6 protein-coding genes and 2 pseudogenes are annotated in these 17,038 nt (G+C 34.1%); 3 read left to right on the forward strand and 5 right to left on the reverse strand.

The window, feature by feature from the left end:
* Positions 1-53: 53 nt before the first annotated feature.
* Complete coding sequence (locus OPR35_RS06920) at positions 54-1,286, forward strand: IS256 family transposase (RefSeq protein WP_265024688.1); 1,233 nt, start codon at positions 54-56, stop codon at positions 1,284-1,286.
* A 33-nt stretch (positions 1,287-1,319) separates the two neighbouring features.
* Here OPR35_RS06920 and OPR35_RS07415 read toward each other — a convergent pair.
* Positions 1,320-1,454, reverse strand: a pseudogene (locus tag OPR35_RS07415) (DNA repair protein RadC); the annotation flags it as partial.
* A 104-nt stretch (positions 1,455-1,558) separates the two neighbouring features.
* Here OPR35_RS07415 and OPR35_RS06925 point away from each other — a divergent pair.
* A protein-coding gene (locus tag OPR35_RS06925) for an IS630 family transposase (RefSeq protein ID WP_230608967.1) occupies positions 1,559-2,561 on the forward strand; the annotation gives its coding sequence in 2 pieces (ribosomal slippage) (positions 1,559-2,068 and positions 2,070-2,561; 1,002 coding nt in all).
* A 165-nt stretch (positions 2,562-2,726) separates the two neighbouring features.
* Here the strand turns inward: OPR35_RS06925 and wmk are convergent.
* The 3 genes and pseudogenes from wmk to rnhA form a co-directional block, all read right to left on the reverse strand.
* Positions 2,727-3,665 carry a WO male-killing family protein Wmk gene (gene wmk / locus OPR35_RS06930; RefSeq protein WP_264377092.1) on the reverse strand — a complete coding sequence of 313 codons (939 nt, stop codon included), beginning with the start codon at positions 3,663-3,665 and terminating at the stop codon, positions 2,727-2,729.
* 68 nt (positions 3,666-3,733) lie between these two features.
* Positions 3,734-5,524, reverse strand: coding sequence for a DNA mismatch repair endonuclease MutL (mutL, locus tag OPR35_RS06935; RefSeq protein ID WP_264377091.1), 1,791 nt, complete (start codon positions 5,522-5,524; stop codon positions 3,734-3,736).
* A gap of 92 nt (positions 5,525-5,616) precedes the next feature.
* A pseudogene (rnhA, locus tag OPR35_RS06940) lies at positions 5,617-6,040 on the reverse strand (ribonuclease HI); the annotation flags it as partial.
* Between the two features lie 416 nt (positions 6,041-6,456).
* Here rnhA and OPR35_RS06945 point away from each other — a divergent pair.
* Positions 6,457-7,350: an Rpn family recombination-promoting nuclease/putative transposase gene (locus OPR35_RS06945; protein WP_264686103.1), complete on the forward strand. Its 894-nt coding sequence runs from the start codon at positions 6,457-6,459 to the stop codon at positions 7,348-7,350.
* 356 nt (positions 7,351-7,706) lie between these two features.
* On the opposite strand, the gene OPR35_RS06950 is transcribed toward OPR35_RS06945, so the two are convergent.
* On the reverse strand, positions 7,707-16,937 hold the full coding sequence (locus tag OPR35_RS06950; protein WP_265024828.1) for an ankyrin repeat domain-containing protein: 9,231 nt from the start codon (positions 16,935-16,937) through the stop codon (positions 7,707-7,709).
* Positions 16,938-17,038 lie beyond the last annotated feature (101 nt).

The raw sequence follows: 17,038 nt of genomic DNA on the forward strand, positions 1-17,038 counted from the left end.
TGTGTCAAACCGAAAAAAAAGTAATAAATTGATATAAAAAATGGAGGTTTGATATGAGTCAAGCAAATAGAACTACTGGTTTGGTAGATTATAAAGAATTAGAAACAAATATCCTGTCATCTATACGAGAAGGAAGACCATTGACAGGAAGAGATGGAGCATTAACACCGTTTATAAAAAGGCTGCTAGAGGCAAGTCTGGAAGGTGAAATAGAAAGCCACATGTCAGCTAAAAGTGAAGAAAATAACCGAAGAAATGGAAGGAATGCAAAAACTTTACGTACAAGTTCAGGCTCATTTGAACTATTAACACCAAGAGACAGAGAAGGAAGCTTTGAACCGCAAATAGTCAAAAAAAGGCAAACAAGCCTACATCCAGAACTTGAAGCAAAGGTCTTAAGTACATACGCCAGTGGCATGGGATACAGAGACATAGCTTCACACGTTGAGGAAATATATGACCATAAAATATCAGCAGCAGAGATATCCAATATTACTGATAAACTGCTACCAATAATCAATGAATGGCGCAGCCGTCCATTGCAATCAGTGTATCCAATAGTGTTCATGGATGGCATGTTTTTTAAGGTCAAGGAGGACGGACATTGCGTAAGTAAATGCATGTATAATATATTGGGTATAAATCAAAATGGCAGAAAAGAAGTATTAGGTTTTTATCTGGCTGAAAGTGAGGGAGCTAACTTCTGGTTGGGAGTTTTAAATGACCTCAAAGAAAGAGGAGTAGAAGATATTCTGATTGCATGTGTAGATGGGCTAAAAAGCTTTCCTGCAGCCATCAACAGTGTATTTCCCAGTGCAGAAGTGCAGCTATGTATAGTACACCAAATAAGAAATTCTCTGAAATATGTATCCAGTAAAGATGTAAAAGTTTTCATGAATGATCTGAAAAAAATATATCGTGCTTCAAGTAAAGAAATTGCTGAGAATTATCTGCTTGAGCTGGAAGAAAAATGGGGAGAAAAGTATCCTTTAGTTATAAAATCCTGGCAGAACAATTGGGAAAACTTATCCAGTTATTTTAAGTATTCTGGGCCAGTTAGGAAGCTGATTTACACCACTAATCCAATTGAGGGGTTGCATAGACAAATCAGGAAATTTACTAAAACTAAGGGTTCATTTACTAGTACAAATGCCTTGTACAAACAGGTATATTGTGCTATAAAAAAGGTAGAGCAAAGGTGGATTATGGCTCTCCCTAATTGGGCTTTAACTATGTCTCAACTTGATATTTTCTTTCCAGATAGATTGAAAATTGAGTTGAACTAAAAATGCGGCTTGACACACTTTTTTGAACGTTCCCATAATTCGAGCTTCTTCCCTGTCATGCACTGCACTTAGAAACGTTTCTATTACTTCACGATCAAGTAGAGCTTTACCGTTGCTTTCTAATGCTCTGAATTCTATTTCTTCTCTACGATCTTTCTTATTATTCATAAAAATTACCCTTCACTAATAATACCAATTCCCACTATGCAAAGAACAGATAGACAATAATGGGAAAGAAGTGATAATAAAGTAGATAAAATAGAGAGGTATAAATGGCATTAAGGTCAAAACTATTAGACGAAAAAGTTGTAAATTTGGCGAAAGAAATGTTAAAAAAGGTCAGAAATAACGCATATGTTTCAAAAAAGTTACAAGCGGTGATAGCAGGAAAAGAAAGTAGTATAAGCGCTGTGGCAAGAATATGTAAAATTTCAAGGACTGCTTTGACTGAATGGATAAAGCATCTAAAATTTGGTAGAGTAGAAAGATTATTTGCCCCGTCTCAGCGGCGAAGAAAAAGCAAATTAAAGAAAAATCAACGTGAGCAAATTGAAATATGGGTAGAAAGAAATCCAAATATTACTATTAAGGAAGTGCAGATAAAAATCTCAGAGGAATTTGGCCTAAACATTAGCAAATCAACAGTGCACCGTGAGATACAAAGGATGAAATTTTCTTATATAACACCGAGGCCAATGCACCATAAACAAGATAAAAACAAGCAAGAAGAGTTTAAAAAATACTTCAATAAAATAGTCAATTCCCACCCTGAAAAAGAGGTGTTTTTTTGATGAATCACGATTTGGAACTCATTCAAAAATCGGACACGGATGGTTTAAAAAAGGGGTCAGAACGCAGGTTAAAATGAAAATTGGTAGACAAAATTTCTATATCTACAGTGCGGTAAATCCAAGAAGTGGTAAGAAAATCAGCCTACTTGCTCCATATGTAAACACTGATTGTATGAATATATTTCTGGAGCAGATGTCGAAAGATTTAGGCACGAAAAAAGCCTTTCTTGTAATGGATTGTGCAAGTTGGCATAGATCAAAAAGTTTGAAATTTCAGGAAAACATTACCATTATATACTTGCCTCCTTATTCACCGGAACTGAATCCTGTTGAGAGGTTGTGGCAATATATCAAATACAATACTTTACGTAACAGAGTCTACGATACCATAGGCTTACTTGCAGATGTTCTGTGTAATTTTATTGTCAGTATTTCCAGCACTACTATTAAACGAGTTTGTAATGTTTCTTATTTGTTCGATTAGTAATGGAATTTGGTATAACAAAATGTTTTTATATATTTACTGCCATTTTTTAGCAGTCTTGGCATAAGGCCATAGCTTTTGAGTGAAGTCAAATCAATTTTTCAATCTTTTTTACTTATTTTTTCATCAAAAAGTAAAGATATTAATAGATACTGATTTTTTATTTTAAATTTGTTGAATTTCGTCTAAAGAGATGCCTACTGTTTTTAAAATAATATTGATAGAAATTCCTTCCTTAACTAAATTCTTTGCAATTTTCATCCTTTCTACTCTCTCCACTTTCTCTTTGCAAACTTGTATACTTTCAAACAGAGATTTTATTAGTACATTACGTAGTTCTTGGCTTTTAATCTTTTTGTATTCTTCTATTAACTTTGATAGCTCTGCTTCACTATTCTCATTTTCTGTTGTTTCTGGAAGTAGGTCTGTAATACTAATTGATAGTACCTTTGCTATTTCATCTAACATTTCAAGTGAAACAGCAGCTCGTCCTTGTTCATATTCATATATTCTTTGATTTATTATACCCACTTTACTTGCTAAATCTTCCTGAGTGTATCCTCTTCTCAACCTCCATTCTTTTATTCTTTGACCTACTTTATACGGAATAGAAATTTTTTTCTCATCATTATCATATTCATCAATAGATAAATTGGTTGTTCGAGAGATAACATGAGCAGAAACTCCTTCCTTAACTAAACCCTTTGCCACCTCTACTTTTACTGCCTTTCCACTTTCTTCCTCACTAATACGGATGAATTTGGTTAATAAATAAAACGTTTCACGTAATTCTTGATCCTTAATCTCTTTATGTCTTCTTACTAGATTTAATACCTCTTCTCCCTCGTACTTTTCCTCATTTGATACTTCTTGTCCGCAAGCTAGATCTCTAGCAGTTGTTGATAATGCTTCTGCTAATTCATATAACTTCTTAATTGAAATTCTGCGTGTTCCTTTTTCATATTGCAGTATTACCTGATATGTTGTATCGATTTTTTTTGCTAAATCTTTTTGAGTATAGCCCTTTGCTAATCTACGATTTCTTACTTCCTGTCCTATTACTTTGTAATCTAAAAAATTAGAGCATTTATTCTCTTTTTTCACATTTTATACTCCATAACCAGAAGAGCTGTTACGTATACTTAATTGGCAACCTTTTTGACAAACTGAACTCATCTCCTTTCAAACAATTTTTCTATATCACTTAGTTTCATTTCTATATACGTTGGTCTTCCGTGATCAGAATATGGAGTTTTCTCAATTTGTCTTAGTATCTCATTCATCTCTTCCAATTTCATTTTTCTTCCTGCTCCGTGGCAAGCGATTATGGATGATATTTTGTTCACCTTATCCTCTATTGGTAGCGTATCTTCTATTTCCATTAACTTATCTACTATATCAACTAGCATCTCTTTTATATCTATTGTTCCCAAGATTGCAGGTATTTCTTTTACCCTTACTTTATCTTCTGATTCTATTTCAATACCAAAACCCATTTCAAAAAGCTTATCTTTATAAGTTTTAACCATCTCCATTCCAGCTTGGTTTTTAATTTCAACTATTTCAGGAATGAGAAGTTTTTGTCTTTTTATGCTTGTTAAGCACTCGTATATCAATCTCTCATAGGCTGCATGTTGATCTACTATAATCAGCCTATCTCCAGCCTCAGCAATAATGTAAGTATTGTAGACCTGACAGCGTGCATATCCTAGAGGGTGATCCTCTATCAAATCAATTTGCTTCTTTTCTAGAACCATCGTTCCCTTTTGGGTTGGAGATTCTCCATATTTAAACGTTTCTGGTAAGCTTTGCCTTCTTTCATCTGGTGCATTGAATTCTTTCATTAAATGATTTTCTAAAAGACTTGGCCTCTTTTCATAAAATTCTTTTTGATCTTTTTTCTCTTGACTATCAACCTGCTCTTGGCTTTTACTATCATTAAAAATTAGCTCCTCTTCAATACCTTGATCACCCGCTGCAAATCTCGTTGATAGTGTTTTTATTATCCCTCTTCTCACTATTTCATATATTAGCCTTTTATTCTGAAATCTTACTTCCGATTTATTTGGATGCACATTTACATCTACTTGGTCATATGGTACTTCTAAATGCAACACTGCAAAAGGATACCTATTGTTTGGAATAAAATCGTGATACGCATATCTAATTACACCAACAAGTAGATTCTCTTTTATTGGCCTTCCATTAACAAACGTATAAATTTGAGTTGAGTTGCCACGATTGACATTAGGTTTACAGATGTGTCCCTTAAGTTTGATGCCTTCTTCTTCCTCTTTAACTTCCAGTGAATTGCTTTGAAATTCTTCTTCTATTTCACATAATCTGTTGAACAGCGAAGTTTGCTTAACATATTTTAAGAGCTTTTTATTACCAGAAGTGAGAGTAAACCCAATACTATAATTAATCATCGCTAAGTTATTCACAATATCAACAATACTTTGTGTTTCTGCCCTTTCGGTTTTTAGAAACTTTAGTCTATTTGGTGTAGCAAAAAATAAGTCACGAACTTCAATATATGTACCTTGCAACAAAGAACAAGGGGTAATCTCTCTTATTTTTTCTCCTCCCTCATATCTTATAGACCATGCTTCCTTTGCTCCACTTGCCTTAGACGATAATTTCATTCTACTTACTGCTGCAATTGAAGGCAAAGCTTCTCCTCTAAAGCCAAGATGTTTGATTTCTATTAACTCACTATCGCTTAATTTTGAAGTAGCGTGGCGCATAAACGCAAGTTCCAAATCTTCCTTTTCTATTCCATTTCCATCGTCTGTTACAGTTATAAGATTACGCCCACCACTTTCTATTTTGATCTCTATCTCTGAACTTCCAGCATCTATTGCATTTTCTACTAATTCCTTTACTACACTCGCTGGCCTTTCTATTACCTCTCCCGCTGCTATACGATTTATAGTTTTTGTGTCTAAAAGAATTATTGCCATAACACTCCCTCCAATCTATAAAACTTAGAGCTCCCTCTATTTTTTTGTGATTTCTTGATCTCACAATCTCTATATTTTAGCTTTTTAGATTTCTTTCTAGCAAGTCTATCTGCTTCTTTATTATAGGTATTACCACTGTGAGCCTTAACCCACTTCCAGTTAATATCATGCTGCAAGACAATTTCATTCAATTCCTTCCATAATTCCTTGTTCTTTACTGGCTTTTTATCAGCTGTCTTCCAACCATTTGTTTTCCACTTGTTGATCCACTCTGTTATACCTTGTTTAATATACTGACTATCAGTGTGTAAAACAACTTTGCAAGAAACTTTCAACATCTTTAGCCCGTTAATCACAGCCTTTAACTCCATTTTGTTATTCGTTGTGTTTTCTTCACCTCCAGAGATGCGTTTTTTGATAAAGATACTTTTATTTTCATACATCACCACGGCTGCCCATCCACCAGGCCCCGGATTTCCATCCATCTGTATATATTATAACCTTCTTTTTGTCCATATTGACAGGATATAGATTTAACATAAATTTGCTACTGAAATGTTGACACTAAGTTTCAAGATCTTTATCATGTAAAGGTGTGGGAGATTAATGAACCTGTCCTCACGATATTAGGTAAATCGTAATTGAGCTTTTGGGCTTGTATTTTTATTAGGAGGTTAATCTCTCACACCCAAAATAAGTGTTTTTAAAGCTCTTTATAGCTCATGAATTCATTTGCTGGGGTTTATGGAGGGAGTTGTAAAAGATGATAAAATAAACAGCTAAGGTGCGCAGTAGCATTCTATGGTCATCTATGAAGGTAGTTTTTTGCCAACTCTTGAAATTTAGCTAACTTTAATAGACTTTAGCACAAAAACGTTGAATATTTCTTCACAATTGTGTATAATTATTAATGCTTTTTAAGTCGATTCCCTATGGCTCTTTCAAAATTTTTAGATCCTAAGCTTGATTTAACATTTAAGAAAATATTCGGTACTGAAAAAAATAAGAATATCCTTATTCACTTTTTGAATGATATTTTGGGGTTTACTGAAATAAATACTATACAAGAAGTTGAATTCCTTAGCACCATTATGGACCCTGAAATTGCCTCTGATAAGCAGAGTATTGTTGATGTTCTGTGCAGAGATTCCACTGGGGCCAGATACGTGATTGAGATGCAACTCGCTCGTGATAAAGGCTTCGAAAAACGGGCTCAATTATATGCTGCTAAGGCTTACTCAAGGCAGGCTGATAAAGGTGGTAAGTACATTGATTTAAAGAAGGTTTTCTTTATTGCTATTTCTAATTGTAATTTATTTCCTGATAAGCTTGATTATATATCTAGCCATACCATAAGAGATGAAAAAACTAATGAGCATGACTTAAAAGATTTTCAATTTATCTTCATTGAGTTACCAAAGTTTCCCAAAAGTAGAGAAGAGCAGCTAGAAAATGTAGTAGATCGTTGGCTATTTTTCTTTAAATATGCAGAAGAAACAACTGATGAAGATTTAAGAAAAATAGCAGAAAAATCACCAATAATAAAGCTAGCATATGATGAATTAGATAAGTTCCATTGGAATGAGAAGGACCTATTAGCTTATGAAGAAAGGGTAATGGATTTACAGAAAGAAGCTGCTATCTTGGAACAAAAACTTGATGATGCTAAACATGAAGGCATCCAAATCGGCCATCAAAAAGGTAAAATTGAAGGTAAAATTGAAGTAGCAAAAAACTCGCTCAAGGCCGGTGTTTCTATAGATGTTATAGCTCAAATTACTGGTCTCTCTCATTCTGAAATTTCACAACTCAAAGAAAAAACATAATATCCCTACTTATTCACTTCAACATTGATGAAAATCTTTCCTAAGTTAGACATATCCCCTAATTAAGAATCTAGTGAACTGTCTAAAATGGCTATAAAGATTGCACATAGAATTATATAAATTACTATCATAACATTACCCAAACTTCTATATCAAAGCTACGTGCTGTAAGTTCAATATGGAAAACACATTAACCACTTATTTACCAATTCTAGTCTTGTATTTCTTATTCCTATTTCATCCATTTTAGTATTGGGATCATCAAACTTAGTCTGGTATCCCTAATTATTTTGGCTACCCTCACTTTAAATTTTCCACTACTTGGCATATTATAGCTCCACCTCTTATATTATAACCTACCTATTGAGATTACCTCCAAGTTTGGTTACTCCTATCTCAGAAAGACAATTTGATACTTCTGAATAGCTGTGAACTGAAGCATTACTTAAATAACTTTGAGGCTCTAAATTCATTTGCTTTGCACCATCAACTTCTAATCTACCATCTCCGTTGTGTAATATCTGCTCTATTGATTGACTTAGCAGCCCATTATTAAATTGAGCTATAAACTTGTCAAACTTTTTAGAACTTAATTTACCAGGACATCCTGCTTCTCTACTAGGACATGCTTTCTCTAAATACGAGCTTAAAACTCCTGAGATCTCATTAAATTGACCTCTTACGACTTTTCTAACAATATCTTTCTGCATTCCCATATAATCAATATTTAATCGATGCATTGATACACCACTTTTTAATCCAGCTTGCTCTACTACTTTCTCAAATCCCTTTGTAATATTGAGTGCATAGCCCTGTGCTTCTAGTGGAGATATAGACTGATCTACTGTAGAAATATACTTCTGACCTGTAAATCTTCTAATCAATAAGTCAAATAAAATTATTGTACCATTAAAGTCAACCTGTGATAGATAGTGATCTCCCATTTCTAATATTGTATTTCTACCCTTAGGCTTAAATTTAACAGGTGCTTGCCTTTCACACATTCGTTTTAGATTTGCATTTACATAATCGACGTTGTCTCGAAAGAAACCTCCATTTTTTTGTCTTTTATCTGTATCATCAGATGGTAATGTGGTACCTGTGAGACTACTATTACTTATCGACGCTTTGGCAAATTGCCCATCAAATTGTGATACTGAACTTGCAGTCCCCTCAGATTGAGAACTCAATAATCTACCTACAGAGCTTTTCACCAAAGAAATACAATAATTTATCCATGAAAATGGTCTTATACCACTGCTTGCTGCTATTTCAGGTTGATTACTTGAATTTATAGCAAGAGGTTTACGTGATAAGTGATGACGACTATGATCTCCATGATGATGACGGCGTTTGCGTCCTCCTCTTCCTTCACTGAGCTTTTCTTCTAAATATTCCACAATCTTATTGTGCCCCTTATCTTTAGCAATATCTAGAGGTGCTCTACCGTCAGCAGTTAAAGCATTGACATCAGCACCCTTTTCAACAAAATATTTAACTACATTTAATGAACCCAATTGAACAGCCCAATGAAGAGGTGTCCAACCTTCATTATCTTTGACCTTAATATCAGCACTGTTATCTAAAAGAAGTTCAATTATATTAAAATTATTCTTTTGAATGGCCCAAAATAAAGGAGTCCAACCCTGCCTATCTTGAATATTAACATTAGCACCTCGTCTGATACTTTCTCTCACTTTTTCAAGATCTCCTTTTTCTGCAGCAATTAATAATTCTTTATCTAGATTTAATTGTTTTTGTTTCAAAACTTCTACTATATCTTCGTAACCCTTTTGAATAGCTAGGTCTAAGGATGTCTTGCCGTACATGTCTGTAGCCTTTAAGTTAGCACCCCTGTCAAGAAGTAGATTTACTACATTCAACCTGTTTACATCAACAGCAATATGCAAAGGTTTCCTATTGTATGCATCTTGAGCCTCAATATTAGCACCTTTGTCAAGAAGAAATTGAACCATATTTGAATTACCTTCTTGAGCTGCAAAGTGCAAGGGTGTTCCTTGATATGTGATCTCATTATTAAACTTGGCACCCTGAGCTATAAGGAACTTGACCGCATCCCATTTACTTCCCTGAGCGGCATAGATTATAGGTGTCCAACCATTATTACTATCTTGAGTATCTAAGCTAGCGCCTCGAACTACAAAATCCTTAACTTCATTAAGATTACCACCTTGTACTGCAGTTAACAACTGCCTATCTAGACCTAATTGTGTTTGTTGTAAGTATTCTACAACATTATTATATCCTTTATCTCTAGCAAGATCTAGCGGTGTTTTACCATTCCTATCTTTAGCATTGACATTGGCTCCCTTACCTACCAGGTATTCTATTATATTAAGATGGCCATTCCAAGAAGCCCAGTGCAGAGACATCCAGCCGTCTTTGTCAACCTCATTAACACTTACTCCTTTATTAAGAAGAAGTTCTATAATATTTTTATTATCGTGCTCAGCAGCAATGTGTATAGGCTCTCTGCCATAAACGTTTTGAGCATTAATACTAGCCCCTTTGTCAATGAGAAACTTTGCAACTTCTAAACAGCCTTTCGACGCTGTATAATGTAGCGGTGTCCAACCATAGTTACTGGTATCATCAACGCTTACCTCCTTACCGAGAAGGAACTCTATAATATCTTTGTAATTCTTTTCAGCAGCAATGTGTATAGGTTTCCTACCAAAAATGCCCACTTCTATAGCATTAACACTAGCACCCTGACCAACAAATTTTTTGACTTCAGAGAGATCTCCATTTTCTGTGGCAGTCAATAATTTTTTGTCTAATTCTGTTTGTTTTAAAAATCCTACTATGTCTGTATAATTCCCTTGAATAGCCAAGTCTAAAGGTGTTTTTCCATCGCTAGTTTTAGCTTCAATATTAGCCCCTCGACTTGAAAGTACTCTAACTATATCAAGCCTGTCTTTGAAAACTGCATGATGTAAAGGTGTCTGGTCATCTTTGATTTTAGCTTCAATGTTAACACCTTTATCTATAAGAAATTCAATTATTTTAGGTGTAGTATTATTGTGCTGAATAGCCACATGCAAAGGTGTTAAACCATCATTAGTTTTAGCTTCAATGTTAGCCCTTTTATCTATAAGAAGCTCAATTATTTTCAATTGACCATAAGCATTTGCTATATGTAACGGTGTTTCTCCAATATTAGTTTTAGCCTCAATATTAGCATTTCGATTTAAAATTGCCCTGGATGTATCAAGCTTATTATCGTTATCAGAAGCATAGTGCAAAGGTGCCCAACCACGCCTATCTCTAATATTAACATCTGCACCCATACTGAGAAGATTCTTAACTTCACTAAGATTATTTCGTCTCACAGCATCAAACAGTTGCTCTGTAGATAGAATTGCTTTTTCTTTATTAAATTCCACTATAACATCTTCTGAGTTACAAATAGAAGCTATACACTTTGAGTTAGAAACTATTGCATCATTAAAAGCAAACATCATTTCTCTTGCCGGTTGATAAGTATTCCAGTTCTCTACTTTTACAAGAGTGTTATTTTTATGTGATAGCAATAAGGTATCATTTATAACTCTCATATTGAAATCTAATATAGACTTATCTTTCAAATCAACTAAACCAATATCATTCTTGTTAACAGGTTGATTATGATAAATCTGTAACCCTTGCTCATCTGGCTTATAATATCTGAAAGAACTAAATTCATCAGCTCTTTCTCCAAATTCTTCTGGTTCCATAATTTTGTCGCTCAACTCTATGGATAAATCCCAGTTTTTATGAACAGAAGAATAGTAATCCGATATTGATAATGCTCCTCTATCTGATAACAATAGCAAATCATTATTTAGCTTCAAAAAAAGAACTTTTTCTGAGTCAAATGTGAAACAATTATGATGATTTAAAAGGTTAGTACCATTAACACTAAATCTTCCATCTACTTTTAAGCTATGAGAGCAATAATCTCGCTCTAATTCTCCATTCTGAAGTTTGTAATATTCTTCCCCATTAAATGTAACTGTAACATCTTTATAATTTGATAGCAGGGTTATATTTAGGCCATTTTTGTTAATCTTTATTTCTCCTTTATTATCTTCTATAAATGGCATATCATTTAACGTACTATTTAGTAGACTAAAATCTAATATACCATTTGCTTGAGCAATCATAATATTAGCGTTTCTGTTATCGAAAAGATAAAGATGGCTTATATTACTTGGAGCTTTCCAGTAAAAATTATGGTGATCCTCATCAGGGTAAAAAATATGATTACTAGAACTACCTACAACACCATGATAATTAGTGTTTAATAATTGCTTTGTAATATTAAAGTTTGAATTGTCCATTTTTTGCAGATTATCCAACTTATTATCTAATTTTGTTATGTGCACATTTGTTACTCTATCAGTATTAATGTCTACTTTTGTTGGAGTTACAAACAAACCATCTGCTGTTTTTACTGATGTTTGTTTATCTACACTTATAAAAGCTCCACTTTTATTGTAGATATTTGTTATATTATTAGCATGAGTCATACTACCTATATCACTAAAATTTATTGGCAATAACACCAACCCTTTTCCACGAATAGAGTCACCAAAATAACCTTTTATTGTAGTAAAGTTTTTTGCTGTTATTACATCATTTCCACCTTTACCGTCTACATAACCTGCATGAGAAACTTCTATATGATTAGCTTTGCTACTTCCAATGACAGAGTGTATATTCTCTGAATCTGCAAAATTACCTCGTGTTACAACTATATTATTTTGTCCAGTAGAAGATCCACCTAAATTACATACAAAATTATCCTTTGCTATGTAGAAGAAATTTGTTCCTTGTTTATGAATATCACAATTACTTAACTGATCTGTAAAATAATACCTGTTCTGTACACTAGACCCCTGATTATCGATTCCATAACTATTAAGTAGTATATTCTTACCATTAAAAATAACATCAATAGTATAATTAGAAGTCACATTTATAAAAGCATCATTATTAGGTATGTAAAACAACATATTTGCAGGCAGCCTAGAAGAACTGCTTTTACTATACATAATTGCATTCTGGCAACCAGGCAGATACTCTTTTAAAGAAACTTTTTTCACTGTTGTAGACAATACCATATTCTCATACTCTGATCTGTAACCGCATTGTGCCACACCTTCTACTCTTTGTAAGGTTTTTTCACTTATCACTGTTAGATCAACATCATCCCCTTTAGGACCACAAATAGCACTATAATTTTTCATTGTACTTGGAAGAAGCCTGCTAATATGGTTGTTACCACTCTTTACATTGAGAGAGATATCTGAAACACGTGTTATCAATCGAAAATCAAATTTATTATCAACTATTCTTGTGTGACGGAAACAAGGAGTTATTCCCAAATACGCAGAAGCATCATCTGATTGCATCACCTCTCTTTTTCTCCTGAAAATAGACCCATCAAGGTATTTTTCTTCTGTAAGAAGTATAGAAGGTAATGATATGGCTATTTTATCATAACTACCCTTAAATTGATCTAAGATCTTTGATATATACTGTTTATATATTTCTTCTGCTTGCAGATCATTTCCTATATAATCTGGTAGTTTTTTACTAAGAAAGAAATCCCAATAAAGATCATGCTTTTCCTGATCTGTAAGACTCATTTGTTCTGTTAACTTTTCTACTTCAAGCTCTGCTTCTACAAATTGTGATATGATAATAACAGCAACTGAAATAGCAGCTCCAACCGGACCGGCAAATTCTCCTATTACTCCAGCTTCCATACCTATAGCCGACATTGTTTCAGTAACAACTGCAGGTACATCTGCAGCTATAAAAATGGAATTAGTTGCGATGTTTAGGTCAGCAATCTTTACATCTACAGGATCTGTTGCATTTTCCCTTGCTTTTATCGACTCCGCTAACCCTAAAAATGCTGCAAAGTTACCTATAGCACGTCCCATAACTGGAGCAAATCCCTTTAGCATCTGAGAATCAAGCTTTGTTCCTAACTCTAACATTTTTCCAGAGATTTTTTCACCAATCTTTGGCATTACCCAGAGATTTAATGCATCATAACCTAGCCCTTCTACATCTCCATTTGCTATATGTTTACCAACTAAAAATACCGTAAAGGCAAGACCTGCACCTTCTGCTACTTTCCCTATTTTTTCTGCTACTCCAGACCTTCTCAGGATATTTTTCATTTCTTCTTTATTTTCTATGTTGTCCTTCATCTCCTTCACAATATCCCTAATCTCTGGATCTATTGAACTTAGATCTATATTTTTAACTTTTGCGATAAATGCTTCTTCAACATTTTGGTCTATAGTTTCACCTCTAGATATTCGCTCAGAAACCTTGAAAAGCTGATCATAAAACTCAATATTCTTTACTCTTTCTGCTACCTTGTCAGCATTAAACAACTCTTTGATACGTTGTTCTTTTTCCTCTTCTGTAATCTCTTCTTCATCAAACGAATCCTTGCAGGCCATATTTACACTTCTTTCTCTTCTTGGTTTTTTACTTGGTGGATACTCTGGTGATGAAGGTTCTCTTTTTTCTCCTTTAGAACACTGCCCTACAGTAGGTAACATATGAACTGAACTATGAACTACACCAACAGGAATAAATCCTTCCTTAGCTGTCCTACTTGTTAAAATAAGTTTATTTGGATTATTAGATCCTTTATCGAAAACAACACCGATAAATTTCACCTCATCACCATCTGTGAGTGTTTTATAGGTAACGCCCTCTTTATACTCTTCATTTATTTGATCATTTGCTTCCCTCAATAAAGCTTTAGCTCCTTTGCCCTGCCTTGATGTCTTAAGTTCTAATCCTATTGGAGTGTACTCCTCAGCATTTCCACCTTGAGCTACAAACTTAATACCATGAACTAGCATATCAATGCGTTCCCCTCTACCAGTTTGAAACTCAGTTAAAACTAATGCTCTAGTTTCTGGTGATTCTTGTAATTTTAGGTCGCTATAATAACTAAATACTCCATTCAATATTCCCTGGAAATGAGCTTCTTTATTAACGAGACTCTTAAAAGGGAATATTCCTTCTCCAATTTTTTCTAATAATCCACTATATCCTTTTATTGATAAGGATTGGATATCTAGTGCTTTATCAAATGTTTCTTTTAACTCATTAGGATAAGGAACTTCTTTGAAAGTACCTTGAAATCTCTCAGCTCCGTTGTTGTACTCTTGTAAAGAATTATATTTTTCAGTCCAAATAGTAAGATATCTTCTAAAATCTGACTTGTATCTAGTATCAAAATTAAGATTTAATTCGACTATTTCCCTATTCCCTATTTCTCTATTTAATCTATCAAGAGGGAGTACTTCATTTAGCATGTTCAGAACATCTTTTCTGTTAGCTTCAATAATATTTATCACATAAACCAATTTCTCTGTATTTTCTGGAATAAGCACCATTGTTACAACTGCATGGCTTGCATCAAGATTAGCCGATAGTCTTTCTCTGGCTCTTTCAGCTGCTGGACGTCTAAGCCTACGAAGATTAGGATGCACTTCAGTAGGTATATTGCCTCCATAGATAAAAATGTATTTTTTTAAACTTGTTCCTGAATCTTCACTTAATAATAACAATTGCCCTAGTAAAAACCTACTAAAATAATGATTATCTCCCTTTTCCGGTGTACCAGGAAACGTGTGATAGATACGTTCCATATTATTTTTTATTCGTTTTTTTAGCGCATTTGTGTAGATTTCTTGCGTATCCCAATCATCAGCAGACTTTAATATATCTTGAAAAAGAGGAATTACTCTCCCCTCACGGCTCGACCCTCCGATATTAGAAATAGGAGATGAACTATCAAGATTGACACCAACACATAAAATTTCGTCCGCAGTGGTTAAAACCCGCATAACATTTGGTTGGAAGCCTTGTGCATACCTCTCTGCTTGTTGCAAAGCCTTATCTGGAGTGGCATTAGGACCTGCCCCTGCTTTTAATTCAATAATAATGGGAATAGAGTTTAATGCACGATCAGGACCACGAGCTAGCAGGATAATATCTGCATAACCCCTTCCTGCAAATTGCTCTGGATAAACTCTAAGATTATACCTATAGTGGAAATTCATGAAAACGCCTACCATAAATCCATGATGTGCTGCTTCACGTGCTCTGCTAGCATAGATTAGTGAGTCTGCATATTCGGAGTGAATTGTGTAAATCTTATCAAGAATTCTCCTTAAAGATGCTTTAACTGTTCGCTGATTGGAAATAGCTAGCTTCGCTATATCGACTTCGGGATCCCTCCATAACCCTTTTCTCACTTTTTTAAATTGAACTTCAGAATTATGTTCTATGTCTACTCCTTTATCTTTCACATCAACAACTATTTCTCCCTGATGACCGGCATCTTTAATGATTTTTATTGATTTAACTTTAATTTTATCTAGGTTATTTTCAATAAGAGAGTAAAGCTTGCCTAATACCTCCTTCAATTCACCTTGATCAAACTCTTGAGTGTAAGAATGAGAACCACTTTCTGATATAACAAATAATTTTACTTTATCGATCACATCTTTTTGACTCTTCATTTCACCATTTTTTATAATAGCTACCTTCAAAGTCTTTGCACCGTCAAAGCTAAAATAAATCTCCTTGATGTCTAGCTTTTTTGCCATCTCTGTATCCAACAAAGTAGAAAAACTACCTAGGAAGAAGTGTGTAAAAAACCCTGCTTTTTCTACAGAGTGTAAATAAGATGGAATCTGATCCACAAATGACTGAAATCTCGGTTCAAAAGATTTAAAATCCTCATCTTGCCGGCTTATACCAACTTCTTTATCTGCTTCCTCTATCAATAACTGTATTAACTCAAAGTCTTGTGGTCTTACTTTACCCATGACTCTTTTTAAGCCTTTTGCAAGCTCTTTATCATTATCAATAATATTCCTTTCAAGACCAAAATTATAATGGTTTCGTTTACCTGGTGCACCAACATGAAATAATTGTATTTGAATATCCCCATTACCATATTGAGTCTCAACTTCACCAGAAACACTAATCGTTGCGCTAAGCATTCCACTCATTGCTCTTATTTCAGGTTCACCTCCCCAAGTATCAGGGTTCCTCATGTTTTCCAAGTAACGCTCAAAATCACCTTCAACAAAATCTCTGAACTCATTTCTATAAGAACTTATGTGATCAACTACTCGATTACGAAATAAGTTTCTTACTAAATTTGCAAATGTATCATCATAATTCGCAGCACCTAAATTCCGAACCAAACCTCTAATATGATCTAAATTTTGGGTTACAGTTCCATCATTTCCAAATAGTACTTCATACCTTTGTCGAAATAAAGCATCGTCGTTTCTGACGGGTATTAAGTAAGCCATAGTAACAGACCAAAACAAGCAACTACCGTCTCCTGGAACATCGATTCTCTTAATCTGACTTCCACTTTCGGAATCAACATCAGATCTCCGATAACGCTTAAGTTGAGAAAATTCTCTAGCTTGCTCTATATATTGCACTTCATCCGATAATTCAGTAATCTTTGAATTAATATCTTCTTTTTTTAGATGATCTGTTGGATATTGTATCTTGAACATAAACCCCCTTTATTATATTATACTAAACCCACTATACCAAGCTTATTGTATAACCATCAGAGATATCAATAATAAAAGCTATTTTTGCCTACATGCTGACT

Source organism: Wolbachia endosymbiont (group B) of Protocalliphora azurea (assembly GCF_947251865.1).
Taxonomy (GTDB): domain Bacteria; phylum Pseudomonadota; class Alphaproteobacteria; order Rickettsiales; family Anaplasmataceae; genus Wolbachia.